Source organism: Alteromonas sp. OM2203 (assembly GCF_048517045.1).
GTDB lineage: Bacteria > Pseudomonadota > Gammaproteobacteria > Enterobacterales > Alteromonadaceae > Alteromonas > Alteromonas gracilis.
In genome coordinates this window covers 217,047-242,890 of record NZ_CP183209.1, presented here as the reverse complement: position 1 = coordinate 242,890, position 25,844 = coordinate 217,047, and the positions used below count along the sequence as shown (strand labels likewise).

Sequence of the window (25,844 nt, the reverse complement as noted above, 5' to 3'; positions counted from 1 at the left end):
AATTGAGATGTTTTATCTTTTTTTGTAAATATAATGTACGCTATAGCTAACAGCTGTAACGGCCTTCCACGCAAAAAACGAAGTTAATAAAGACATGGCAACAATAAAAGATATAGCCCAGGCCGCCGGAGTTTCCCTGGCTACCGTATCCCGAGTGATTAATAACGGCCCTAAAGTGGGTAACGACACCCGAAAACGGGTTAAGAAAATCATGGAAGAAATGGGGTATCGCCCCAATGCTAATGCTCGTGCACTTGTAACTAAAAGAAGCGCGTCTTTAGGTGTAGTTATTGCCGAACTTCACGACCCCTTTTTTGCCATGCTCGCTCATGGTGTGGAATCAGTCACTCGCAAAAATAATGTACAAATACTTCTTAGTGCTGGCTCTATAGAAAAAGAAACCGAGCTTCGCGCTATTGAAACACTATTAGAGCATCGCGTAGAAGCCATGGTTGTTCACAGTAAGGCCTTGGATGATGAAACACTGATAGGCTTCGCCAAACAAGTTCCAGGCTTTGTACTTATAAACCGTTATATTCCTGAAATTGCAAATCGATGCGTCTGGCTAGACAACGTAACCGGCGGTCGATTAATGGCCGAGTATGCGATTAACCAAGGCCATAAGCATGTTGCCGTTATTAGCAGTCAATACCGAATAGACGACCCTAACCATCGTCTTGAAGGTATAAGAAACGCTATCGACAACGCAAATTTAAGTTTGCCTGAGAGTATGATTGAGTATGCTACGCCAGACCAAGAAGGTGGGGAACTGGCGATGCAAAATTTATTGGCAACTGGTGCTAAGTTTACGGCAGTGCTTGCTTATAATGATGCTATGGCATCTGGCGCAATGACCATGCTGCAAGACCATGGTATTGCCGTTCCCGACCATGTATCAGTAATGGGTTATGACGATGTTCTCCTTGCCAAATACTGCCGTCCTAAATTAACAACCCTTCGCTACCCTGTTGAAATGATGGCAGCAAAGGCAGCTGAGTTGGCATTAAAGTACGCATCGGGAAGTATGCCAGAGGACGGGCTCACGTTTAAATATACGCCAACGGTAGTTAAGCGCGATTCAATCGTAAGAGTCTAAACTCACTTTCCAAATTTATCCTAGGGAAAAACATACCTGCAGACCGCGGGTATGTGCTTAAGTTAACGCGAGCGCAAATGGCTGATTAATCGTATTTTGGTACATTCTTGTTCAGCCACGTTCTAAAAAATTCATAGCTCTAGTGTATTGACAAAATCATCCACTTGATCGTTTTGTTTTTAGATTTTATCCCCAATCAAGAAAATTGCGTGATCCTATGCACCTTTACGATCAAAAAACAATGTGATCTGAACCAATCGCGCTACAGCGCTTGATTTAACTAGCATTTCGTGATCCGACCAGCTGCAATCCAAATGATCGTGACCAGTTGCCGTATATGGCTATTAACAGACTTACCAACAAGGTTTTCCACTAGTTATCCACAGTGAGGAATATTGTGCTCAATTTGCGAATCTTGATAAAAACTCTCTGTATTGTTTAATCGCGTAATCACTTTTCAATGTTGCGCTATGTGTAGCATCAGGGATTACAGAAATGTATTTTTCGCTGCTTGATGCATCTTCTAGCAGCTGTTGACTTATAGGGTAAGGGGTAATTTTATCTTTCTCTCCTACGACTAACCAAAGCGGGCCATCGTAGTGGCGCAATATAGGCGCAATTTGCATGCTATGGACTTCGTCATGTAGCTTCATCATGGTAATTGAGTTAGAGAATCCAGGCACCATATTGGCAATCAAATCTGAAATATTATTGAAAGCCCCATCTAAAACCAAAGCATCAATTTTTCGATTCGCCGCAACATAACTGGCAAAATAACTGCCAATGCCTCGACCATGCACAATGGTTGGAATGGACGCATCAAAAGCACTCTCTACATAGTCAAATTGCGTTAAGGCATCTTGTTTAATAGCGTTAATGCTCAAGTCTTTTGCTTTATCACTGGCCCCCACTCCTTGGTAATCTAACCATAAAATGTTGGCTGGCAACTTACCCAATCTGTGAATAACACTGTTGTTTTCACTTATAGGCATTCGGTTGTCGGCAAAAAATACGATGTTAACAATTGGGTTGGGATAAGATACAGCAACCCCTCGTAGAACTAGACCCTCTTTATTCTTTACTTCAACACGGGTAATACCCGCTGCCGTTTTATCGTTTTGAATAGCCGCATGTAGTTTGGTGACATCTAACGGCTGTTGCTCTGAGTCTTGGTAGAAAAACGCAGAGGGAGAAACGTTTATTGCGCATCCGCTAAGAGAAACACATAAAAACAAGCCGAAAAGTGTATTTTTAAAGGTCGTCATTTAAAAACTGTCCGTGTTGAGTCATTACTGTGAAATGCTGGAATGATTTGGCTCTCAATTACGCCATTGTTCAGATTCACGCTAAAGTTATGCTAAATAAGCTGTTACAGTTTGCAACAGTTGTTCTGTTTATTCGCGCTATTAATTTTCATATACTTGAGTGTAGTTTATCCGCACAAAACAAAAATAAATTAATGAAAAAATTAACATTTTCTATATTGAAAATTAAGCCAGCGTCGCGCGTATTTTTTGCCTGTTGTGCACTAGCTTTGTTGATAGGCTGCGAGTCTACATCGCCAGAGTTAGACTCTTCCCTGATCCCTGAAGCCCAGCGAAAAGAGTATCAACTCGCCATGTCTAAAGCTAAAGCGTGCCCGATAAACTTAGCAGAACTCACTGATTCACGCTCAAGTAAAGATTTACTTGTAGGAAGCAGAAATGTCACTGAAGATACTTTATACACGCTTTTGCAGCAAAGCCTTGAAGCTATGAATGTTAGCCCAAATAATGAAGCAGGCAACAGCGTGAAAATAGTGTTAAATCGCGCATTTGTGAAAAGCTTAGGGAGTAACATGGTTGCGACTGTCGTGCTCGACGTAATGTATAAACCCAGAAATGCTAACGAATTCTCACCTTCAGCTACGTTTCGCGGCCAAAGCGTGAATGTGATAGAGGATAGTAATCATAAAGACAGTAACGAAATTGCTATTGACGCGATGCAAACCGCCATTATTGATGCCACAAAACGCATAAAGTCTTCACTGTTACATAACTGTGGCGATGCATTGAGCGAACTAGAGCACGCCGTCTAGCTTAAAATAGCGCTAATACACAAGCCTGTTGTTTTCGACCATAAAACACGACATTCCACCATCTAGCGCTGCTTTTCTTCCCATCTCAGTGTCTTCAAACACTACGCAGAATTGTGGATCAACGCCCATGAGTTCTGCGGCTCGCACAAAAGTTTCGGGATGAGGTTTTCCATTAGCTACATCATCAGAAGTGACTAGGGCGGACAACTGGGATAAAAGACCGTGTTTATCTAGTACCGATTGTGCATGTTGTTTGTCGGAACCCGTTCCTACAGCAATCGGCATGCTCGCTTTATAGTGATTAAATACCTCTAACGTGTCTTGTATTAAATTCGGTATATGCTCCAAACGTTCGAACGCCTGTTTTTTATATATGGCAACCTCAGAAGGGTTATGTTTTTTACCGTACTTCGCATTCATCAATTGCACCGTTTCAATTGTAGGTACACCGCCGAGACTGTGCTGATATGCACGGTCAAAAGGATAATTGAATGCACTGCAAGTCAATTGCCACGCATCAATGTGCGCCCCCATTGAGTCGACGAGTGTGCCATCCATATCAAAAATAATGGCTTTGTAGTTACTCAAGTCAATCATGGCTGCGTACTTCCTTTCATTAAGCCTTTTTATACTGTTAGGACATCTTTTGCTTTGACCGCGTCAAAATCTCGATTGACCTTTAAATAGACTGCGTTGCTTTCACTGCTCAAGGTTACTTCAAGCACACCTGGTACCGACAATAATTGACCTTCGATAGCATCAATATCAGTATCATTGAATTGTCCATGCATCATCACCCGTTTTACGCGGCTCACCTCTTTTACACCGAAAATGATGAAAAGCCATACGAGCGTGCTTGCAGCACCGATACCATAAGCCAACTCTTGCGACCATATATCCGTGACCAATCCAGATATTACACCGCCTAAGAATGCGCCGAAAAACTGAAAGCTTGCATAAAGTCCCATCGCCGTGCCTTTTTGACCTGCAGGGGCAATGCTAGACACCAAGGCTGGGAAGTTCGCTTCCAAGTAATTAAACCCGGTGAAGAATAAGACCACCGCCGCAGTTACCCACCACCAGCTATTATCTTCTAAACTCAGCGCTAAAAACGCGCCTCCCATTAACACAACGCCGGTTATGAGGAGTGATTTAGGCGTACGGCCTCTTGCTGCTCCCATCATTACAATTAGACCAACAATTGACGCGCCTAGAACGGGTAAGTAAATCGTCCAGTGACTGTCTAATGTCATATTAAAATTTAGCAGCGTAACCGGCAGTTGCACGAACAGCAGCGTTATCATCATGTGTAAAATCATAACGCTAATGTTCAAACGCCATAATTGAGAAGAGAATACCAAACGCTTTAACTGATCTTTTTGTGGCAGTGTATCGCCACTACTTAACTGCACACCGTTTGGCACTATCCATTTAACCAATGGCATACATAGGATGGCCAATATGCCCGTAATACCAAAAACACCAGCGAGACCATAGCAGTTGGCAATGAGCGGCCCTAAAATTACGGCTAGATAGAATGAAAAACCAATAGCGATCCCGATAATAGCTAAAACCTTCGCTCTCTGGCTTTCGCGGCTTACATCGGTAGCCAAGGCCATTATTGCGCCCGCTATTGCCCCAGCACCTTGGAGAATACGCCCTACGATCATCATGGCCATACTGTCGGCGTTGGCCGCCACAAAGCTTCCTATTGCAAATACAGCAAGCCCTAACAAGATAACAGGCTTGCGTCCCCATTTATCAGACATCATGCCCATGGGAATTTGAAGCGCAGCCTGCGTCAAGCCGTAACCGCCCACAGCAAGTCCAACCAATAGTGGCGAATAATCTGGATAGTCCATCGCGGCCACAGCCAACACGGGCATAACCATGAACAACCCCATCATGCGTAAAACGTAAACGGAGGCGAGTGCAAGCGCGGCGCGCAATTCCAAAGCGTTCAAAGCGTCTGTGTCCCTCAATAAATAGAATCAAAAAACAAAATTGTGCGCAGAGAACACCTGTTTCTGCAGCTATCATAACAAGGTCGCGAAGTGTAGCATAATACCAGTCCGCATAGACAATTACCCACTCAGCGAGACTTAAAATGTTCGTAATCGCGGCGTGTTACCGCAGGTATAGTGGTTCTGCATTAAGGTGACACAACAAAGAGTACGGACATTTTAAACTCGCCCACTTACCTTAAATTCGATTAATACAATTGGTGCTCTTCTCACCGATGAGATTGATTTGGCCCTTTTGCACCTTAAGGGGTTTAAAAGTGGGGATAAAATCACCATTTTACAATGCAGTTCGGATGTTGTGTTCGTGAGCTAGTTTCCGCGAGGTGATCTGCTCTCTCCACTCACAGTATAACTTGATTGTCATATCACTTTACTTGACACCTATGGCATACTGATTCTTTAACTCTCATTTAGGCTTCAATGGATAAAATCGAAATTCGCGGTGCTCGCACCCATAATCTGAAAAACATCGATTTAACACTGCCACGAGACAAACTGGTGGTGATTACCGGCCTTTCCGGCTCGGGGAAATCGTCTCTTGCATTTGACACGCTCTATGCAGAAGGTCAGCGTCGTTACGTTGAGTCTTTGTCTGCCTACGCTCGTCAGTTTCTTTCTATGATGGAAAAACCCGATGTTGATCATATTGAGGGTTTGTCACCTGCAATATCCATTGAGCAAAAATCAACGTCACATAACCCTCGTTCAACGGTGGGAACGATTACCGAAGTTTACGACTACTTGCGTCTAATGTTTGCTCGAGTAGGCACACCTCGCTGTCCTGACCACGATGTACCGCTTGATGCGCAAACGGTAAGCCAGATGGTGGATAAAGTGTTAGCCATGCCAGAAGGCAGCAAGCTGATGCTATTAGCGCCTATCGTGAAAGAACGTAAAGGTGAGCACGTCAAAACCCTGCAGAATTTATCAGCACAGGGCTTTATACGTGCCCGCATAGACGGAGAAGTGTGTGATTTATCTGATCCCCCTCCGTTAGACTTGCACAAGAAGCACACCATCGAGGTGGTAGTGGACCGTTTCAAAGTACGCGACGATATGGCCCTTCGCCTATCCGAGTCTTTTGAAACAGCGCTTAGCTTGGCCGGCGGTAATGCGGTTGTAGCAGATATGGACGACAAGGATGCAGAGGAAATTGTATTCTCAGCAAACTTTGCTTGTCCGCACTGTGGATACAGTATCAGTGAACTAGAACCTCGTTTATTTTCGTTCAACAATCCTGCCGGTGCCTGCCCTACCTGTGACGGTTTAGGAACGAGACAGTTCTTTGACCCTGCTCGGGTAGTGGGTAACACAGAGTTGAGCCTTTCAGGCGGTGCTATTCGAGGTTGGGATAAACGAAGCTACTACTATTTCCAAATGCTTCAAGCAGTGGCTGAGCATTACAAGTTCAGCCTAACGGCCCCCTTCGAAGATTTAGATAAAGAACACCAAGATATTGTTCTTTATGGTTCTAAAGGCAAATCGCTTTCGTTTAAGTACATTAACGAGCGTGGCGACGTCATGGAGCGTAAGCATCCATTTGAAGGCATTATCCCTAATATGGAGCGTCGCTATCGCGAGACCGAGTCAAACTCGGTGCGTGAAGAGCTAGCAAAATATTTAAGCCAACAGCACTGCACTAGCTGTAATGGCACACGTTTGCGTGTTGAAGCGCGTAATGTCTTTATACAAGACACAAACCTCCCAGCCATTGCCGAAATGTCGATTGCCGATGCTTATGGCTTCTTCGAGACGCTCAACCTTGAAGGTCAACGTGCTCAGATAGCCGAGAAGATTTTAAAAGAAATTATGGACCGCTTAAGCTTTTTGGTTAATGTGGGCCTTAACTATCTTTCTATGTCGCGCAGCGCAGATACCCTATCAGGCGGAGAAGCTCAGCGTATTCGATTGGCAAGTCAAATTGGCGCAGGCCTTGTTGGCGTAATGTACGTACTCGATGAACCGTCCATCGGTCTTCATCAACGAGATAATGAGCGCTTACTTGGCACACTTACGCGGTTGCGTGACCTAGGTAATACCGTATTAGTTGTTGAGCACGATGAAGATGCCATTCGCGAAGCCGATTACATTGTAGATATCGGCCCAGGAGCGGGTGTGCATGGTGGTGAAATTATTGCTGAAGGCTCTTTGGAAGATATAAAAAATAGTGAACATTCACTTACAGGAAAATATCTATCAGGAAGAGAAAAAATTGACATTCCGGCGTCTCGTACGCCGGTTAAAGACGGTAAGTGGTTAGAGCTTATCGGCGCAACGGGTAACAATTTACAGTCTGTAGATTTGCGCATTCCCACAGGCGTAATGACCTGTGTTACTGGCGTATCCGGCTCTGGAAAATCGACGTTAATTAACGACACTTTCTACAAGATTGCGCAGCGAGAATTAAACAAAGCAACCACAGCTGAACCAGCACCACACAAAGCAATGACGGGGTTGGACCAGCTAGATAAAGTGGTTGATATTGACCAAAGCCCCATTGGCAGAACACCTCGCTCTAACCCTGCGACCTATGCTGGTATTTTCACACCTATTCGAGAAATGTTCGCAGGAACGCAAGAGTCGCGTTCACGAGGTTACAAGCCTGGCCGCTTTAGCTTTAACGTGAAAGGCGGTCGCTGTGAAGCGTGTCAGGGTGACGGCGTAATTAAAGTGGAAATGCACTTTTTGCCAGACGTGTATGTGCCATGTGATGTATGTCAGGGCAAACGCTACAACCGTGAAACCCTAGAGATAAAGTACAAAGATAAGAACATTCATGAAGTGTTGGAAATGACTGTCGAAGATGCTCGTGAGTTCTTTGATGCTATTCCGGCTATTTCACGTAAATTGCAGACACTCATGGATGTGGGCTTGTCGTATATCCGACTGGGGCAAGCTGCTACCACTTTATCTGGTGGTGAGGCTCAACGAGTTAAGTTGGCAAAAGAGTTGTCAAAAAGAGACACTGGGCAGACGCTTTATATCTTGGATGAGCCGACGACAGGTTTGCACTTCCACGATATTAAACAGTTATTAGCGGTACTTCACCGACTACGCGATCACGGTAATACCGTTGTGGTTATTGAGCATAACCTCGATGTAATTAAAACCGCAGACTGGATTGTTGACCTTGGGCCGGAGGGCGGCTCCGGAGGTGGCCAGATTATTGCAGAGGGAACACCAGAGCATGTGGCCCAACAAGAAGTTTCACATACTGGACGATTCCTAAAGCCCATGCTCAATCAAGCTTAAGCTTGCGTTGAGCGATTAACATCGTCATAAGATGCGCGGCTTTTACGATAGGTTGCTGTGTAAATTACACGGCAACCTGTAAAAAGTGCGTTTTTTGATGATTTTTCCGTTTTTACACGCTGGTCAGAGCTTGTTTTGGCAAATCATACGTTACGATGATTTAAGTGAATTTTGCAGTTAGAATTGCTGGAGCGAAACCCAATGACTCAAACGCCGCCACTAGCCTTAGTGAAAACATGGTACCATCTACTTTCGTCATCAGAAGACAATGATGTAAAAGCTCGCGCACAAGAAATGCTGTTAAAAGCTTTCGAGTCGCCAGAGGCTATCGCGATTTATCTCAAAGAGCACAATATTCTTAAGCACTGATCAAAAAAGCCTTAGCGTAGTAAGCGCTACTACGCTAAGGCTTAGTGTTACGCATAATGCTTAAAGGAAGCTAGACTATATCAAGCGTGCTTAGCCGCTTGAATAGCTAACCCTTCGCATACCGAGTTAAATGCGTCATTCTCTAACCGAGGCAAACCAGTAAGCAGGTTTTCATACAGCGCATCAACGACGATTGGCGATAAACTCATACCGCCGGTTATCATCACAACTTCTGGTTTTTCACTGCTATTTTCCAAACATTCCACTACCAACGCTTTCACTTTATCAAGCCAAGGTTTTAGTGCTTTTTTAAGTGAATCTTGAGAAATCTCTACATCAAAGTCGTCTTCAATATAGTGCAGCGGTAAAGTAATGTTCTGTTTGCTAGAAAGTAGCTCTTTGGCTAATCGCGCTGAGTTAACAACGCGGGCAGACAACTTGTTCTCTTGCACAATAAGCAGGCGCTCTAGCTGGGCAGGCTCTTTTATCACTGACATGGTTTGGGAAATATCTAATCCGTAATCGTCAGAGAAAAAGCGGGTTAGTGCCGGAATGTTATCAACGGCGCACATGTCTGAAAAATAGGTGGGCGGAACAGGAAGCCCGTTAATCATTTTAAGACCCATACCCATTTCAGGCGCTATGCCTTTTAGCACTAGGCTTTTATCGCAATCCATACCGCCTAAACGTCTACCTGTTACCGACAGAACATCATCTTTGCGATCAAGCTGGTTTGAACGTTCCGGCGAAAGCTTAATACAGCATATATCCGTTGTCCCACCACCAATATCAACAATGAGCGTGGTGGTATCTTTAGGCAAAGTTTGCTCAATTTTGTACGCCGCAGCAATAGGTTCATCTAGGAAATTAACCCCTGAAAACCCGGCTTTAGTTGCCGCTTCGGTCATGATTTGAATGGCTTGGATGTTTCCTTCTTCACCGCGAGTACCGTGAAACTTAACTGGACGGCCAATAACAGCGTTATTAACAACTTTGCCTAGCTGCTGTTCTGCACACTGTTTAAAGTATGCCAACTGTTTAGCAATAATACCGATGAACGCTTGTTTTTGGTCGCCGTCTAGCGATGCACCTAAAAAGTTCTTAGGGGAATAGATAAGCCGGCCTTTGTCCGGCATTTTAAGAAAGCGTCTAAACCCTTCTTCACCAAAGGCAAACTTGCCGTGTTCTACTAAGCGTAACAGCGGAATCTCGTCTAGCGACATAGCATGCATCAATTGCGCAATAGCTTTGCGCTGTAATGCAGGCTTGTTATGAAGGTCGCCGCGCAACGAGTCGATACGGTCGCTATACATCGCCTGCTCTTTTGGGTCTTTTGCCGAGTAATAGCCGTCCTTCGCCTTATCTATTTGCTCACTGATAACGCGCTGTAGCTGTGCAACTTTCGCTTCCACCATGGCATCAGGTGGCGGTGGCAGTTCATCTTCAAAATAGATGAACACCGAAGAACGGATTTTATTGCTCTTCTTATCTAGCGGGTCAAGCTTGATGTGCTGATGGGCCGTTCCATCAAAATACACAACCTCAGAATTTGATGTACCGTAGTCAATCCCAATCGCAGTCATAGTATGTTCGCTCAAAAAGTTAGAAGCGGATTGTAATGCAAAAGCACTTAACGGCACACCCCTGTAAGGTAATCAAAACAATACGATTTACCTTCAACACAATCGCTTACACAAGGGTCTACTGAAAACTCCCGCGCATAATGCTAGAGTAGAAAACAAACTAATAACAAAGCCTACAAAAATTTATGAGTAATACAGCACCACTTATCACTTCTTTTGACGTACGTTTTTGCGAAACCGATGCCCTACAGCACGTGAGTAATACAGCACTAGTTGCGTGGTTTGAAGCAGCCAGAGAGCCCATTTTCAGGATGTTTACCCCCGAGCTAGACTTACAAAACTGGCCGCTAATTTTAGCCAGCTACAAGGTAGATTTTTTAGCTCAAATTTTTTATGGCAAACCTGTGACGGTCAAAACCTATATCAGCCGGTTGGGAAACAGTGCATTCGACGTGTTTCAAGAGTTATGGCAGGACGACAAGTTATGCTCAACAGGCATTACCACCATGGTACATTTTGACTACAAAACACAGCGCTCTGCGCCTATCCCAGATAATGTGAAGTCGGAACTACAGTCACATTTTAAAGAACTACCCACTAAGAAATAAAGCGCAGTAAGAGGTATCCATGAGCGATTTAATTGAAGTTATTGATGATGTGTTACCACCAGAGCTGTGCTCGCAGCTTATGGAACGCTTCGAAAGCAGCCCTAATTTGTCTCAAGGTCGCACCGGTGGTGGCGTCGATTTGGATAAAAAACGCAGCATGGATGTGTCGATAAGCCGTAACCCGGAATTTAAAGACTTATTTCAGCAAGTGATGCAGCACACCGGTCAGCAACTGGTCTCCTACATTGAAAAGTACTATTTTGCGCTTGTTGGGCCTATTGGCTTAACCGTACGTCACCCCAAAACCGGCGAACCGGTAAAAGTAACAGGTGAGAACTTTGAAGAGGTAGGAAAACCAAATTTAGCCAACCTGGTTAACTACCTATTCCGTGTAGGCGATGTCAATGCACAGCGCTACACCGCAGGCAACGGCGGCTACCCCTACTGGCACTCAGAAGTATACCCGCAGCTTCAACATAACGACGCGCTGCACCGCGTACTGCTGTTTATGTACTACTTAAACGACGTGGAAGAAGGGGGCGAGACAGAATTTTATTATCAAAACCGTGCAGTTAAACCTAAAGCAGGCAGAATGGTAATTGCGCCCGCTTACTTTACCCACACCCACCGCGGCCAAATTCCAAAAAGTAACGACAAGTACATTTTAACGTCTTGGCTTCTTTTTAACCGCGCTGAGCAGATTTATACGCAGGGCTAGCCTATCCGGCTAGCTATCCTTAAAAGCCTTCAACTGCTTCGCCTTTTAAGCGGTAACCTACCGACGCAATATCGCCTTTCCAACCGTCGGTCGACAGTTCACCGGTTACCCAAATCGCGTCGTAAATATTGTCTATGCGCACACCTTCTTCAAACTTCACGTACACAATTTGATTAGAAGGCGGTGGTGGTACGTGAATACAGGCGCCAAAATAGGGAACAAGTAAGAACTCGGTGGTGAGTTCAGCGGTGCCTTCTAGCGGCACAACAAACCCAGGTATTTTTACACGCTTTCCGTCAAAGGTATCGACCACTGGTGCATCAGGCTGAAGCTGACTCATTTCACCATTGTGTTGAACTGAAGGTGGCGCGAGCTCATTAAAGCCTTCAGGCACTAGGTCTTCCCAATATACCTCTACCGGAGCTTCATCTGCTAGAGCGTTGAAGGTTACAATCATCATTACTACAGCGAATAATGAAGTCACGGATAATCTAAGATGGGTCATACTGCTCTCTATCGTTGAGTATTTTGTTCGCTTTTTTGTATCGGCTTTTGCTTTTTGTTTTCAAACTTCACTTTTAGACCACATACAAAAAGGGCTGGTATTACACCAGCCCTTTGTATCATCAATTTAAAGCAGCGTGAATTATTCTGCTTCGAAACGCGCGATGCTTGCGGTAATTTCTTCTTTTGCAGCTGCAGCGTCTGCCCAACCGTCAATTTTCACCCATTTGCCTTCTTCAAGATCTTTATAGTGCTCGAAGAAGTGCTCGATTTGCTTAAGAAGAAGCGGAGGTACGTCTGCAATCTCTTTTACGTCACGATAAATAGTAGAAAGCTTGTCTACTGGTACCGCTAGAACTTTTGCATCTTTACCAGACTCGTCAGTCATGTTTAATACGCCAACTGGACGACACTTAATTACAGAACCTGCTAGTAGTGGGAAAGGTGTCATAACTAGTACGTCAACTGGGTCGCCATCTTCAGACAATGTGTTGTTAACGTAACCGTAGTTAGTTGGGTAGTGCATGCAAGTTGCCATGAAACGGTCAACAAATAGCGCACCTGTGTCTTTGTCTACTTCGTACTTCACCGGGTCAGCGTGTGCTGGAATTTCGATGATCACATTCACTTCATCTGGTACGTTTTTACCAGCAGAAATTGCACTCAAGCTCATTCTTAGGTCCTTTCAATGATGGATTAAAAATTTTGGTCGTAAGTATACGGTGACAGCAGCAAAATAAAAACGCTTTACGACCCATGTCGTACTAATCTCTTTATTTTTCGTTAAATTTTGCCGCTTTTTAATAATTAAATGGCCCTAACGGGCCATTTTTTCATTACTTCGCGTTGTCGTTGTAGCTCAAGCACATATCAACTTCGTCTTTAGAGCCAATGATGCACGGTACACGCTGATGAATTTCTTCAGGCATTACTTCTAAAATTCGGCCAGTACCGGTTTCTGCTTTACCACCGGCTTGTTCCATCAAAAACGCCATTGGGTTGGCTTCGTAGAGCAAGCGTAATTTACCTGGCTTCGACGGGTCCCTGTTGTCGAATGGATACATAAAGATACCGCCACGACAAAGCAAACGATGAATATCGCCCACCATGGCAGCTACCCAGCGCATATTAAAGTCTTTACCACGTGGACCTTCTTTACCTGCTAGCAGATCGGCAACATACGCCTGCATTGCCGGTTCCCAATGACGCTGATTCGACGCATTAATCGAGAATTCTGAGGTTTGCTCAGGCACCTGTATATTCGGGTGAGTCAGCAGGAAGCCACCGTGGGTTTTATCAAGCGTATAAATGTGCGTACCGCGACCTGTCGTCAGCGCTAACATTGTAGACGGGCCATAAAGCACATATCCCGCTGCAACCATCTGTGTACCAGGCTGCAAGAACGCAGACGGGTCATCTGGCTTCATCCACTGCGGGGCGTGAGCGATTGAGAAGATAGTACCAATAAGGCTATTAATTTCAGTGTTTGATGACCCGTCAAGCGGATCGAAACTTACTAAGTAGTTACCTTCTGGATTGCACGGTACTACATCGTCTTCTTCTTCGGACGAAATGGCTTTAACGTAGCCAGATTCCCTTAGCGTGTCTTTTAAAATGTGGTTAGAGATAACGTCGAGCTTTTTTTGTGTTTCGCCTTGTACGTTTTCTGAAAGAGTTGAACCGAGCACGCCAGCAAGTGCGCCTTGACTCACGCGGAAAGAAATTTCTTTACAGCCCGCTAGCAGTGTACGAATGAGCAGAATTAACTCAAGTGGTGCACCGTCTTGTTGCAATTGGGAATTTAAACGTTTCATTGAATGTAAGCCTTTTTTTCGTGTGTAGGGTGTCGTGCTAGCCATCGCTCAGCTTTCCTTACCGGCTTTTTTTATTAGCAAGCACGCACAGGTTTTTATACCTGCGGTTAGATTGTAACCGTGTTCACTGCGAAGTGGAACATACCAGTTCAATGACATACACACACCATACCAGTTTGCATCCCGCAGATGTCCTGAGGTGAGCGTAATTTAAAGGCATGACGCATATGTTTAAATACAAAAATTGAATTATCTATAGGTTGCAGGGTTCTGATAAAGTACCCCGATAACATGAAAATTCATTGGGAATGCGCTATGCATGTACATATTTTAGGCATTTGTGGAAGTTTTATGGGTGGCATTGCCGCCATTGCTAAAACACTCGGCCACAAAGTTACAGGCTCAGATAAAAACGTTTATCCACCAATGAGCACCCAGCTCGAAGCATTAGGCATTGAGCTTACCGAAGGTTACGGCGAGAGCCAGTTTGACCCAGTGCCAGATATTGTGGTCATTGGTAACGCCATGTCGCGCGGTAACCCCGCCGTTGAATACGTGTTAAATCGCAATTTACCCTACACCAGCGGCCCTCAATGGCTGCTTGATAACTTACTCAAAGATCGTTGGGTAATTGGGCTGTCTGGTACCCATGGCAAAACAACCACCAGCAGCATGGTCGCGTGGATTTTAGAGCACGCGGGTCTTAATCCCGGTTATTTAATTGGCGGCGTGCCAGAAAACTTTGGCGTATCAGCACGCGTGGGTGAAAGCCCTTTTTTCGTGATAGAGGCTGACGAGTACGACAGCGCATTTTTCGACAAACGCTCGAAATTTGTGCACTATCGCCCGAAAACCTTGGTTATCAACAACCTTGAGTTTGATCATGCGGATATTTTTGCTGACCTTGCTGCTATTCAAACCCAGTTCCACCATTTAGTGCGAATGGTACCTGAAAACGGGCTTATTCTTACGCCAAACAATACACCTGCTATAGAAGATATGCTCAAGAAAGGCTGCTGGTCGTCGCGCCAATCACTAGGCAAAGAGTGGCATGCTGAACTGCTTAAAAAAGACGGCAGTGCGTTCAACGTAGTGCATAACGGCGTTACTGCAGGAACCGTCTCATGGCCTTTGGTAGGTCAGCACAATGTAGACAACGGCTTAATGGCCATCGCCGCAGCTCACCATGCTGGTGTCACCTTACCGGATGCCATAGAAGCCTTATCATTTTTTAAGAATGTTAAACGCCGCATGGAAGTAAAAGGTGAAGTAAACAACATCACCCTTTATGACGACTTTGCACACCACCCTACCGCTATCGCAACCACACTAGATGGACTGCGCAAAAAGGTGGGTAATGCACGTATTCTGGCTGTGCTAGAACCTCGGTCAAACACGATGAAAATGGGCGTTCACAAAGATACGTTGGCAAATTCGTGGCAGAAAGCCGATGAGATTTATCTTTACGAGCCAGAGGGAATGGATTGGTCACTTGTTGATTCCGTTGCCCATAGCAGCGCCCCGACTCATTGCTTTAGAGAAGTCGAGAAGATCGTTCAAGGTGTTTGTAACGTAGCACAACCAGGCGATCACGTACTTGTAATGAGTAACGGCGGCTTCGAAGGGATCCACGGCCGACTTTTAGATGCCTTAGAATCGAAATTTAAATTATAAAAAGCACCAGTCTTAAAATTAGCCACAGCTAAAAAGCTAACACTAAGACATAGTGTCTACAGAGGCAATGTAATGAAACATGACAAGCAAGTCACACTTGCTATCACAGGTGCATCTGGCGCACCTTACGCACTTACACTCTTGAAATCGCTGGTTAATGCAGATTATCAAGTTTACGTACTTATCTCTTCCGCGGCCAAGGTAGTCTTTGCCACTGAAGAAAATGTAAAAATACCTGGGCGTCCTGAGGACGCTGCCGCATTTTTTACCGAGCATTGCGGTGCCAAACCCGACCAAATAAAAGTGTTTGGTAAAGAAGAATGGTTTTCCCCGGTTGCGTCTGGTTCAGCTGCGCCTGCCAAAATGGTGGTATGCCCCTGCTCTACCGGCACCTTGTCTGCCATCAGTATCGGTGCGAGTGACAACCTTATAGAGCGTGCGGCAGATGTGGTGTTAAAAGAAAGAGGCCAACTTATTTTAGTTCCGCGAGAGATGCCACTTTCTTCTATACATTTGGAAAATATGCTTAAGCTGTCACAAATGGGTGCTACTATTATGCCCGCCGCGCCAGGCTTTTATCACAACCCCAAGACTATCGATGACTTAGTTGACTTTGTCGTGGCGCGCATACTTGACCATCTTGGCATTGAACAATCTCTTGTTGCTAGGTGGGGCTACCAATCATCCAAACATTCTAAGGATTAACCATGTTCGCGCTTAAAAACAGGACATGCGCAGTTGCGCTAAGCACACTTATAACATTATGCATTGCTTCTCCCGCCTTTGGGTGGGGTCAAACGGGCCACCGAGTAACCGGCGCTATCGCTGAGCAGTACCTGAGCCCACTCTCACAAGCCGCACTTATGGAACTATTGCCGCATGGCTCACTCGCTGAAGCTTCTACCCATGCAGATGAAATGCGCTCAAATCCCAGCGAATTTTGGCAGAAAACAGCAAGCCCTTGGCATTATGTGACTGTGCCTGAAGGCAAAGCGTATAACGAAGTAAGCGCACCTAAGCAAGGTGACGCGGTTACCGCTTTAAAGCAATTTACCCAAACGCTAAAAAGCGATGCAGCCAGTGTTGAGGAAAAGCGTTTAGCCCTTCAGTTTATCGTGCACATTATTGGTGATCTTCATCAACCCCTACATGCAGGCAATGGCACTGATCGTGGTGGTAATGACGTAAAAGTGCGGTTTTTCTGGCAAGACTCTAATCTTCACCGCGTTTGGGACTCTCAAATGCTGGACCAGCGCGACTTGTCTTACTCTGAGTGGACTGAATGGCTAACAAAAACGATAGCGGCGAAGGATATTCGCAGTTGGGCAACCACCGACCCTCTGGTATGGATTGAAGAAAGCACCACTATTCGCGATACCATTTATCCAGAAGATGCGAATAACATGAGCTATGACTATTTATATCACCATCTTCCTACTGCCAAAAAGCGCCTTCAAATGGCCGGTATACGCATTGCGATGTACTTAAATATGGTCTTCGATGAGGCTAACAATTAGCATTAGCCACAATATAAATAAAAAACGGAGGCTAAACCTCCGTTTTTTATTTTTTCTGTTAAGCTTTCGTCACAGGGTCAGAGCCTAGCGCAACCTAGTCTAAGTCAAGTGGTTCAGGTGAAAGAATGACCCCTGTACTATCAGCGTACAAATGATCTTCCGGTAAGAACGTAACGCCACCGAAGTTCACCGGCACGTCTACTTCACCAATACTTTCGCTTTCAGCGTTTACAGGAATAGCCGCCACCGCCAGCACACCAAGATCTAATTCGGCAAGGCTGTCTATTTCACGCACACTTCCGTAAATCACTACCCCTTCCCAATCGTTATCAATGGCCACTTGTGCAGAAGACGCATCAAATAGGGCTCGACGATTAGAGCCACCGCCGTCTATCAACAGCACTTTGCCTGCGCCGGGCTGTGCTAAAACGCGATCGATAAGACCCCTATCTTCAAAGCACTTCACAGTGGTTATTTCACCACCGAAAGAATACCGGCCACCAAAGCTCGCGAAAATTGGGTCTACCACGTCAACGCTATCAGCAAACAAATCGCATAATTCAGATGTGTTGTATTCCATGATTTTGCCTTACTAAAAATTGAGAAGAGGGATAAAGCTCTCTGTGCAGTTCAATCTAGCATAGCATTAAACGAAGCGTTGCAAACGGTTGATTTAGTGCCTTTCGCCTTATTTTATTATTTTGTGAAACTTAATCTTTTTCTTTTCACTCCTGTGCATCACTGAGCACGTATTTTGCTTAACTTTTGCCTTAATAACGCGTTAAACGCTAATTGGATTAGCGGGCACAAATAGCATGTATATGACGTCTCTTTTAGGCCTTAAAGATCATTGATAAATTCTCAGTCCACTTAGCCATTTTTACCATCTGAACCCGAAGGGCGACGTGAACCCATTTTGCTGTCAAAAAAGTTTCTTTTTTTCGTCACCCACTGGTCACAGATTAACTTTAGCCTGTGCAGTAATTAACCGATAGGGGACAAGGCGATGCTAATGAAATCCTTGACCAAATACGATACTGACTTATTTTATCGCCTGTACAAACTGACGCTAAAAAGAGACTGCCGCAGCATTATTTGGCTTTCTAAAACAGGCGACGGATACCTGTACTTCGTTATCGGTATGCTGCTTTGGGCTTTCGAGCCTGAACATGGTGAGCTCTTCCTTTACACAGCGCTGATGGCTTACGCGCTTGAGTTACCCATTTATGTGCTGCTTAAGAAAATGTTCAAGCGCCCGCGCCCTTGCGATTTTCTAATGAATTTAACGGCACATGTCACCCCGTCAGACAAATTTTCACTGCCATCCGGTCACACTGCCGCAGCCACACTGATGGCATGTATTGTTGCGCATTATTACCCATCGTTTGCGGTACTTGCCTATTGCTGGGCAGCGCTAATTGGGTTGTCACGGGTGTTATTGGGCGTTCACTATCCATCTGATGTGGTAGCAGGTTCACTTCTTGGTGCCACAATTGCAACACTGAGTATTTCAATTCTGGGGTAGCATGAAATTACTATATGGTGTGCAAGGCACCGGAAATGGGCATATTGCTAGAGCTCGTATAATGGCGTCAGCGCTCGAAGAGCGCGACGACATTAGCGTAGACTTTGTTTTTACTGGCCGCGCGCCAGAAAAATACTTCGATATGGAAGTGTTTGGAGAATACCGTACTTTTACTGGGTTGAGCTTCATAACAAAAGCCGGCCGCGTGGATAAGTGGGCTACCGTTAAGGAGGCTAACGTCAGCCGTTTAATCAAAGACGTAAAAGCCTTTGATACCAGCGGCTACGATTTGCTGGTTAACGATTTCGAGCCAGTGACGGCGTGGGCCGCCAAACGGCAGGGTTTGCCGTCTATTTCTATTAGTCACCAAGCCGCCTTCGCCTATGACGTACCTAAAAGTGGCAATACCATTTTTGATACATTGTTGATGAAAGTGTTCGCACCTACTGAACTTCAATTAGGTGTACATTGGTATCACTTCAATCAACCTATCATCCCTCCGTTTGTGGCTGAAAAGCCGGTTTTTTCTCCGGGTAATGGGCATGTATTAGTATACTTACCCTTTGAAGACATAGACGATGTCCAACAAATGCTAGAGCCACTAAGCGATCAAATCTTTCACTGCTTTCATCCTGATATCGACGAAGCAAGAGAAGTGGGTCATATACATTGGCACCCGACGTCTAAAAAACATTTTCAGAAATCCCTCCAGCATTGCAATGGTGTAATTGCAAATGGGGGCTTTGAACTGTCTAGCGAGGCATTGCAGCTAGGCAAAAAACTCCTCATAAAGCCATTGCACGGTCAATTTGAGCAGTTGTCGAATGTACTTACCTTAGACAAACTTGATCTATGCCAAACCCTTTTTCAATTAGACACTGACATTGTGGAAGAGTGGCTTGAGGCGCCCGGAAACGAAGCGATTGCTTTCCCAGACAATCCCCACATTCTGATTGATTGGCTTAAAAACAAAGACTTTTCTGATACCCAGAGCCTATGTGATGCGCTATGGAAAAACGTTCGATACGGTGATAAAACGCAAGAACGCTTATTGGCTCTTGCAATTTAATACCGCAATGCGATGATAGCGGCATTTGTCGTATTCTTCGCGGGATTTTTCGTGCTTAAAAAGTCAGTAGTTTTCTTGCTAACACTCATAGCATTGTGTGGCTGTGGTTACAAAGGGGCGCTTTATATTCCTGAAGCGCCTGCACAAAACACGTCGGCTGAACCAGCGTCTTCTAGCACGCTAGAAACCGACACTTCACTTGGCGATAACAACACTTCCCCCGCACCTACCTCTGGAGAACAGAACTAGTGGATTACTTTGCCTACAGCGAAGGTCAGCTACATGCTGAAAAAGTGGCTGTTTCTGATATTGCAGCGCAATACGGAACACCCGTTTATATATATTCACGTGCTACGTTAGAACGTCATTGGCATGCGTTTAACGATGCAATTGGTGAGCATCCTCATCTTGTGTGCTACGCCGTCAAAGCTAACTCAAACATCGGTGTTTTAAGCGTTCTCGCTAAGCTAGGCTCAGGTTTTGATATCGTGTCTGCTGGTGAACTAGCCCGTGTTATCGAGGCAGGTGGTGACGCCAGTAAAGTGGTATTTTCCGGCGTGGGTAAAAAGCACGACGAAATCCGCTATGCCCTTGAACAGGGCATCATGTGCTTCAACGTAGAATCAGAGCCTGAACTGCATCGTATTAACGAGGTGGCTGGTGAACTGGGCGTTAAAGCGCCAATATCGCTTCGTATTAATCCTGATGTAGATGCCAAAACGCATCCTTACATTTCAACCGGCTTGAAAGCCAATAAGTTCGGCATTGCCCGGGAGCGCGCCCTCGCAACTTATGAACTGGCTGCGTCTTTGCCCAACTTAAATGTAGTCGGTATGGACTGCCACATCGGCTCACAGCTAACGGAAATTGGTCCGTTTGTTGATGCACTAGAACGCCTGCTTCTGCTTATTGATGAGCTGGCCGAGCGCAATATCATTATTGAACACTTAGATGTAGGTGGTGGTCTTGGCGTAACGTATAACGACGAACAGCCTCCTCATCCGAAAGCTTATGCTCAAGCCATGGCTGAAAAAATGGTTGGCCGCGAAAACCTGAAGCTTATTCTAGAACCTGGCCGCGCTATAGCCGCTAATGCAGGCATTCTGGTTACCGAGGTTGAGTTTATTAAAGAGGGTGAAGAGAAAAGCTTTGCGATTGTCGACGCAGCAATGAACGACCTATTGCGTCCAGCGCTTTACTCCGCTTGGCAAAAAATTATTCCTGTGAAGCAGGAAAGCTCGGCAACACCCCGCATTTATGATGTCGTTGGCCCCGTATGCGAAACCGGCGATTTCATAGGCAAAGACCGCGAATTAGCCATTGAACCCACCGACCTACTTGCTGTTCGCAGTGCGGGTGCCTATGGTTTTGTCATGGCGTCAAACTACAACAGTCGCTGTCGTCCAGCAGAAATCATGGTTGATGGTGAAAAGGCAATTGTGGTTCGCGAAAGAGAAAAACAAAAAGATCTCTGGCAAGGTGAGCATAAACTTCCGTAAACTAGAGACAAACTAACAAGAAAGATGCGCGTTTAATGCAGGTCCAATTTTCAAAAATGCACGGTTTGGGTAACGACTTCATGGTTATTGATAACGTTACTCAAAACGTATTTTTCTCTAAAGAAAAAATTCAGCAATTGGCTAACCGTAATTTCGGCATTGGCTTTGACCAGCTGTTGATGGTTGAACCGCCTTACGATCCAGAGCAAGACTTTCACTACCGTATTTTTAATGCGGATGGCTCAGAAGTAGAACAGTGTGGAAACGGAGCACGCTGTTTTGCGCGCTTTGTCAAACAGAAGGGATTGATTAACCGTAACAAAATTGTGGTTAGCACCAAAGCGGGAAAAATGGTGCTTTACCTAGAAAAAGACGGTCAAGTAACCGTTAATATGGGTAAACCAGAATTTGAACCGGCCAATATTCCTTTAAAAGCTAACAAACAAGAAAATACCTATATCTTGCGCGTAGGTGAAAGCACCTTATTTATCGGCTCGGCCTCAATGGGCAACCCACATTGTGTGATGGAAGTTGACGACGTTGATACTGCAAATGTCGCAGAACTTGGCCCTCTTGTTGAAAGACACGAGCGCTTTCCCGAAGGCGTAAACGTAGGCTTTATGCAGGTTATCAATGAATCTCACATAAAGCTTAGAGTCTTTGAACGGGGTTCTGGCGAAACCCTTGCCTGTGGCAGTGGCGCATGCGCGGCAGTTGCAATTGGTCAAATACAGGGTAAATTAGGAAAAGATGTAAGGGTAGACTTACCCGGGGGCAGTTTACGTATACGCTGGCCCGGCCCAGATAACGTACTCAAAATGACAGGGCCTGCCGAACACGTATATGACGGACAGATAAATATATGAGCGACTTATCGGGGCAGTCTAACGCCACGCAATTAATTGAGCCATTTAACGACACATCTGAATTGTCGAGTTCAGATGTGCGCAGGTTTTTGCTAGAACACCCCGAGTTCTTTGCCCAACACCCTGACCTACTGGAAAAAATTAAGCTTCCTCATGAGCACAAAGGTAGCGTATCGCTGGTAGAAATACAAAGTGAGCAGCTGCGACAGAAAGTAAGGCAACTTAACTTCAAACTTAACCAGTTAGTGAGTATTGCCAAGCAAAACGAAAAAATTTATCGGGTTTATACCGACTTAAACGTACAACTCTTACGCTGTGAGAGCGTAGCCGAAGTACAGTTTACGCTAGAAGATGTCCTTCAAGAACGTTTGCAACTCTCTTCAGCCGTGATAAAAAGCTTCAAGGGTCCACACGCCATTCCGGAGCTACAGCAGCGTTTATTCACAGAGAAACGCTTTAAAAATACCAATTTCTTTTTTGGTCGATTGTCCCAGCACGAGCGCCAGCTATTATTCGGAGAAAGTCCCGCTGAGTCTGTTGCACTGATGTTGCTTGGCGATAATCGAGAGTTAGGTATCTTGGGGATAAGCAGCAGCGACGCAAGTCACTTTACGCCAGATATGGATACCCTCTTGCTTCAACAACTTCAGCAAGTGCTTAATATTATCTTGCCTGAAATGATGGGGTATTAACGTCAGTGTCTGCGGACGCGCTTGTAAGTGAGTCTTGCCAGGCGTGGCTAGATAAGTTTTTACTCCACCTTCAGGTAGAGCGAGGTCTATCCCTCCACACTATCAAAAACTATCAGCGCCAACTCACTGAGGTTGCCAAGTTACTTGGCCTTTATGAATGGTCTGGACTTACTCCAAGCGATATAAAGCGCGTTATGGCGGATGCGAAAATGTCGGGGCACAGCGCCCGCAGCATTGCACTGAGATTGTCAGCACTGAGAACGTTCTGTCAGTATTTAATCGATCACCAACAGCTTTTCAGTAATCCCGTAGAAGGAATTCAAGCGCCCAAGCAAGGAAAACCCCTCCCTAAACAGCTTAGTGTTGATGAAATGCAGCAGCTGCTCAACGCCGCACCAACAAGTGGTGAAGATGATGAAGGTATGCAGCTCAGAGATATCGCCATGTTTGAGCTTCTTTATGGCTGCGGATTGCGTTTAAGCGAATTGACCGGCTTAAACCTAGCAGACTGCCTCAAAGACGGCACAGTAAAAGTCATGGGGAAAGGCAGCAAACAACGCATTCTGCCACTAGGTCGACACGCACAAAGAGCACTTAATTCATGGTTAAAAGTGCGTCCTGCCTATGCATCACCCTATGAAAGTGCGGTATTTGTAAGTAAACGCAAAACCCGCATTTCAAACCGACAGGTTGCTAATCGTCTTGATAAAATGGCAAAAGAGCAGTCGCTTTCACAAAAAGTTAGCCCTCACAAACTGCGCCATTCTTTTGCCACGCACGTATTAGAATCAAGCGGTGATTTGCGGGCGGTTCAAGAGTTATTGGGTCACGCTAATTTGTCGACCACACAGGTTTATACCCATCTCGATTTTCAGCATCTCGCCAACGTCTATGATGCGGCTCATCCACGCGCGCACAAGAAGTAAAGCTATACTAAGGGTTATCCATGCAGTTTTTTAGGTCTATCAACCACGTCGATGCCATGACATTCGACCTTGACGACACGCTCTACGATAATGAACCTATCATTCGCCGGGCTGAGCAGGCGCTGCAGGCGCATATTGCGAAGCATCACAAAAAAGCGGCGGCCCTCACACCAAACGATTGGCAACATCTTAAACGTGCTGCGATTGCTAAGGATAGACGTTTAGCCTCAGATATGGGGCAGCTTAGACGTGTTGTTTTGACCGCCGCCCTTTCAGGCACCTCGGCAGATAAAGTCGAGATTGACGTAAGCAAAAGTAATGATATTAGGGAAGCGGTAGAAGCCTGTTTCAACTGCTTTTATGACGCTAGGAGCAACTTTGAGCTGGCTGAAGATGTACATCAAGCACTTAAAAAGCTGAGCGATAGACTGCCGTTAGTCGGTATCACGAATGGCAATGTTAATGCCCAAAAAATAGGTATTGATGGTTATTTCGAGACCATACTACACGCCAGCACCACGCGACCGATGAAACCGGCTCGAGATATGTTTGATGAAGCAGCCACATGCTTGCGTATCGCGCCCCCCCATATTCTTCACGTAGGGGATAATATTATTAAGGATGTAAAAGGGGCGATTAATGCTGGCTATCAGGCAGCTTGGTATGCCTGTAACAGACCGATGAAATTAGCGAATGAACCTGTAAGCGTGCTTCCTCACGTAGCGCTAGACAACCTCAACGAACTCACCCAATTCCTATGAATTTGGGGGGTCAGAGTACTTTAACCGTTTAAATCTGGGGCTAGGGTACATTAACCTTTGACGAAGGGTGAAGGCGAAATGAACTCAAACCCGCAAATCTTAGTTATCTTCTAGTACGTTTTGGCGCATAGATTCGCAGGGGCTTTCACAAACCGGTCTGCCGACCACTTTAGCGGGAACGCCCACCACGGTAACGTGGGCTGGTACGTTATTAAGTACCACGCTGCCTGCGCCAACTTTAGAGCCTTCACCTATTTCGATATTGCCTAAAATCTTCGCTCCAGCGCCAATTAACACGCCTTGGCGAATTTTAGGATGGCGGTCGCCCGATTCATTGCCGGTCCCACCAAGGGTAACGCTTTGCAAGATTGACACGTTATCTTCAACCACTGCGGTTTCACCCACTACAATACCCGTTGCGTGGTCGAACATAACGCCTTTGCCAATGCGCGCTGCGGGATGAATATCGACCCCAAAACTTGCTGAGTTACGACTTTGCAAAAACAGTGCGAGTTGATGGCGACCATGCATCCAAAGGTAGTGCGCCATTCTGTGCACTTGTACAGCGTGAAAGCCTTTAAAATGCAGTAACGGAGTAAGGTAATCATTTACTGCTGCATCTCGCGCTTTAATTGCGAGAATGTCTGCCGTAGCGGCTTCACTTATCCCAGGCTCTAGCAGGTAGGCTTCATCAAATACTTCGCGGATCGCAATGGCAGGCATAACGTCATCTGCCATTTTGTTCGACAAGATAAAGCTCAACGATGACTCGAAGTTATGATGAGCAAGCACACTGGCATGCACATAACTAGACAGCAAAGGTTCTTTTTCTGCAACAACTTGCGCTTCTTGTTTTAGCGTCGACCAAAAGTCGATTGGCGTAGAAAGTGCGGTCATGAGCATGTTCCGTTAATGTATAAGTGTCACGTATTTTAGATTCGGTCTGTTAGCCACGGCTTAACAGTATTAATCTACGATTGAGTGCTGCAAAGTAAAGCATGTCGATTCAGGTGCAAAGTTTACCTGAGTTTGGTGTGGTGCAATACCGATGTGATACCGCCTTAGCGTTAAAATCGATCAATCTATCTGATTAATTTGTTATAGCAAAGGCCAACAAGATCTAACCGTTGCTACCGATTATAGACCATTCCCGTCTTTTGTAATTTGTTGTGTTACTGCTTGGTAATAAACGTTAAAAGATAAAACATTACGATAAAGGGTGTGTAGAAAACTAGACTGTATAAATTCACAGTCAGATGGCATAATAATC

At 45.3% G+C, this 25,844-nt stretch carries 26 protein-coding genes; 17 read left to right on the top strand and 9 right to left on the bottom strand.

The genetic code is table 11. The annotated features are described in order from the left end of the window. The first annotated feature begins 94 nt into the window (after positions 1 to 94). Positions 95 to 1,096, top strand: a complete 1,002-nt coding sequence (locus ACM0P2_RS01095) for a LacI family DNA-binding transcriptional regulator (protein ID WP_173359523.1) — start codon at positions 95 to 97, stop codon at positions 1,094 to 1,096. Between the two features lie 401 nt (positions 1,097 to 1,497). Here ACM0P2_RS01095 and ACM0P2_RS01090 read toward each other — a convergent pair whose 3' ends face one another. After that, complete coding sequence (locus ACM0P2_RS01090) at positions 1,498 to 2,361, bottom strand: alpha/beta fold hydrolase (protein WP_173359524.1); 864 nt, start codon at positions 2,359 to 2,361, stop codon at positions 1,498 to 1,500. A 194-nt stretch (positions 2,362 to 2,555) separates the two neighbouring features. Between ACM0P2_RS01090 and ACM0P2_RS01085 the strand changes: the two genes are divergently transcribed. Then, on the top strand, positions 2,556 to 3,173 hold the full coding sequence (locus ACM0P2_RS01085; RefSeq protein WP_173359525.1) for a hypothetical protein: 618 nt from the start codon (positions 2,556 to 2,558) through the stop codon (positions 3,171 to 3,173). A gap of 12 nt (positions 3,174 to 3,185) precedes the next feature. Here ACM0P2_RS01085 and ACM0P2_RS01080 read toward each other — a convergent pair whose 3' ends face one another. Both ACM0P2_RS01080 and ACM0P2_RS01075 read right to left on the bottom strand, forming a co-directional pair. Continuing rightward, positions 3,186 to 3,770 (bottom strand): HAD family hydrolase, encoded by a 585-nt coding sequence (locus ACM0P2_RS01080; RefSeq protein WP_419227131.1) that lies wholly within the window; start codon positions 3,768 to 3,770, stop codon positions 3,186 to 3,188. Positions 3,771 to 3,799: 29 nt separating this feature from the next. Continuing rightward, on the bottom strand, positions 3,800 to 5,137 hold the full coding sequence (locus ACM0P2_RS01075) for an MFS transporter (RefSeq protein WP_419227130.1): 1,338 nt from the start codon (positions 5,135 to 5,137) through the stop codon (positions 3,800 to 3,802). 480 nt (positions 5,138 to 5,617) lie between these two features. Here ACM0P2_RS01075 and uvrA point away from each other — a divergent pair, with 480 nt between their 5' ends. Both uvrA and ACM0P2_RS01065 read left to right on the top strand, forming a co-directional pair. Continuing rightward, positions 5,618 to 8,449, top strand: a complete 2,832-nt coding sequence (gene uvrA, locus ACM0P2_RS01070; protein WP_419227129.1) for an excinuclease ABC subunit UvrA — start codon at positions 5,618 to 5,620, stop codon at positions 8,447 to 8,449. A 201-nt stretch (positions 8,450 to 8,650) separates the two neighbouring features. Further along, positions 8,651 to 8,818: a hypothetical protein gene (locus tag ACM0P2_RS01065; RefSeq protein WP_014947869.1), complete on the top strand. Its 168-nt coding sequence runs from the start codon at positions 8,651 to 8,653 to the stop codon at positions 8,816 to 8,818. Positions 8,819 to 8,898: 80 nt separating this feature from the next. On the opposite strand, the gene ACM0P2_RS01060 is transcribed toward ACM0P2_RS01065, so the two are convergent. Beyond that, entirely contained in the window at positions 8,899 to 10,401 is a 1,503-nt protein-coding gene (locus ACM0P2_RS01060) for an Hsp70 family protein (RefSeq protein WP_334048919.1), read from the bottom strand. A gap of 185 nt (positions 10,402 to 10,586) precedes the next feature. Between ACM0P2_RS01060 and ACM0P2_RS01055 the strand changes: the two genes are divergently transcribed. Both ACM0P2_RS01055 and ACM0P2_RS01050 read left to right on the top strand, forming a co-directional pair. Then, positions 10,587 to 11,009 carry an acyl-CoA thioesterase gene (locus ACM0P2_RS01055; protein WP_419227128.1) on the top strand — a complete coding sequence of 141 codons (423 nt, stop codon included), beginning with the start codon at positions 10,587 to 10,589 and terminating at the stop codon, positions 11,007 to 11,009. 19 nt (positions 11,010 to 11,028) lie between these two features. Next, a complete protein-coding gene (locus ACM0P2_RS01050; RefSeq protein ID WP_419227127.1) occupies positions 11,029 to 11,727 on the top strand; it encodes a 2OG-Fe(II) oxygenase in 699 nt (232 codons plus the stop codon). A gap of 19 nt (positions 11,728 to 11,746) precedes the next feature. On the opposite strand, the gene ACM0P2_RS01045 is transcribed toward ACM0P2_RS01050, so the two are convergent. The 3 genes from ACM0P2_RS01045 to ACM0P2_RS01035 all read right to left on the bottom strand — a co-directional run bounded on the left by ACM0P2_RS01045 (position 11,747) and on the right by ACM0P2_RS01035 (position 14,045). Beyond that, entirely contained in the window at positions 11,747 to 12,232 is a 486-nt protein-coding gene (locus ACM0P2_RS01045) for a DUF3299 domain-containing protein (protein ID WP_419227126.1), read from the bottom strand. A gap of 141 nt (positions 12,233 to 12,373) precedes the next feature. Further along, complete coding sequence (gene ppa / locus ACM0P2_RS01040; RefSeq protein WP_014947861.1) at positions 12,374 to 12,904, bottom strand: inorganic diphosphatase; 531 nt, start codon at positions 12,902 to 12,904, stop codon at positions 12,374 to 12,376. 163 nt (positions 12,905 to 13,067) lie between these two features. Continuing rightward, entirely contained in the window at positions 13,068 to 14,045 is a 978-nt protein-coding gene (locus ACM0P2_RS01035) for a class 1 fructose-bisphosphatase (protein ID WP_105929918.1), read from the bottom strand. A 315-nt stretch (positions 14,046 to 14,360) separates the two neighbouring features. Here ACM0P2_RS01035 and mpl point away from each other — a divergent pair, with 315 nt between their 5' ends. The 3 genes from mpl (at position 14,361) to ACM0P2_RS01020 (ending at position 17,236) form a co-directional block, all read left to right on the top strand. Then, positions 14,361 to 15,719 carry a UDP-N-acetylmuramate:L-alanyl-gamma-D-glutamyl-meso-diaminopimelate ligase gene (gene mpl / locus ACM0P2_RS01030; RefSeq protein ID WP_419227125.1) on the top strand — a complete coding sequence of 453 codons (1,359 nt, stop codon included), beginning with the start codon at positions 14,361 to 14,363 and terminating at the stop codon, positions 15,717 to 15,719. 72 nt (positions 15,720 to 15,791) lie between these two features. Further along, a complete protein-coding gene (locus tag ACM0P2_RS01025; protein ID WP_105929916.1) occupies positions 15,792 to 16,424 on the top strand; it encodes a flavin prenyltransferase UbiX in 633 nt (210 codons plus the stop codon). A 2-nt stretch (positions 16,425 to 16,426) separates the two neighbouring features. After that, positions 16,427 to 17,236 (top strand): S1/P1 nuclease, encoded by an 810-nt coding sequence (locus ACM0P2_RS01020; protein WP_159118230.1) that lies wholly within the window; start codon positions 16,427 to 16,429, stop codon positions 17,234 to 17,236. Positions 17,237 to 17,330: 94 nt separating this feature from the next. On the opposite strand, the gene rraA is transcribed toward ACM0P2_RS01020, so the two are convergent. Then, a complete protein-coding gene (gene rraA, locus ACM0P2_RS01015) occupies positions 17,331 to 17,816 on the bottom strand; it encodes a ribonuclease E activity regulator RraA (protein ID WP_105929914.1) in 486 nt (161 codons plus the stop codon). Between the two features lie 432 nt (positions 17,817 to 18,248). Between rraA and ACM0P2_RS01010 the strand changes: the two genes are divergently transcribed. Genes ACM0P2_RS01010 through ACM0P2_RS00975 form a run of 8 tightly spaced genes read left to right on the top strand, consistent with a single transcriptional unit; the run spans position 18,249 to position 24,574 of the window. Next, a complete protein-coding gene (locus tag ACM0P2_RS01010) occupies positions 18,249 to 18,761 on the top strand; it encodes a phosphatase PAP2 family protein (protein WP_201282646.1) in 513 nt (170 codons plus the stop codon). Between the two features lies 1 nt (position 18,762). Beyond that, on the top strand, positions 18,763 to 19,830 hold the full coding sequence (locus ACM0P2_RS01005) for an MJ1255/VC2487 family glycosyltransferase (RefSeq protein WP_159118232.1): 1,068 nt from the start codon (positions 18,763 to 18,765) through the stop codon (positions 19,828 to 19,830). Positions 19,831 to 19,881: 51 nt separating this feature from the next. After that, entirely contained in the window at positions 19,882 to 20,079 is a 198-nt protein-coding gene (gene lptM, locus ACM0P2_RS01000; RefSeq protein ID WP_236547088.1) for an LPS translocon maturation chaperone LptM, read from the top strand. Continuing rightward, complete coding sequence (gene lysA, locus ACM0P2_RS00995) at positions 20,079 to 21,329, top strand: diaminopimelate decarboxylase (protein ID WP_159118234.1); 1,251 nt, start codon at positions 20,079 to 20,081, stop codon at positions 21,327 to 21,329. The genes lptM and lysA overlap by 1 nt, the downstream gene beginning before the upstream one ends. 35 nt (positions 21,330 to 21,364) lie before the next feature. Next, positions 21,365 to 22,195 (top strand): diaminopimelate epimerase, encoded by an 831-nt coding sequence (gene dapF, locus ACM0P2_RS00990; protein ID WP_159118235.1) that lies wholly within the window; start codon positions 21,365 to 21,367, stop codon positions 22,193 to 22,195. Continuing rightward, positions 22,192 to 22,887 (top strand): DUF484 family protein, encoded by a 696-nt coding sequence (locus ACM0P2_RS00985; protein WP_159118236.1) that lies wholly within the window; start codon positions 22,192 to 22,194, stop codon positions 22,885 to 22,887. The genes dapF and ACM0P2_RS00985 overlap by 4 nt, the downstream gene beginning before the upstream one ends. 5 nt (positions 22,888 to 22,892) lie before the next feature. After that, a complete protein-coding gene (gene xerC / locus ACM0P2_RS00980; protein WP_159118237.1) occupies positions 22,893 to 23,813 on the top strand; it encodes a tyrosine recombinase XerC in 921 nt (306 codons plus the stop codon). Positions 23,814 to 23,833: 20 nt separating this feature from the next. Next, positions 23,834 to 24,574, top strand: coding sequence for an HAD-IA family hydrolase (locus ACM0P2_RS00975; RefSeq protein WP_159118238.1), 741 nt, complete (start codon positions 23,834 to 23,836; stop codon positions 24,572 to 24,574). Between the two features lie 99 nt (positions 24,575 to 24,673). On the opposite strand, the gene cysE is transcribed toward ACM0P2_RS00975, so the two are convergent. After that, on the bottom strand, positions 24,674 to 25,471 hold the full coding sequence (gene cysE, locus ACM0P2_RS00970; protein ID WP_105929905.1) for a serine O-acetyltransferase: 798 nt from the start codon (positions 25,469 to 25,471) through the stop codon (positions 24,674 to 24,676). Positions 25,472 to 25,844 lie beyond the last annotated feature (373 nt).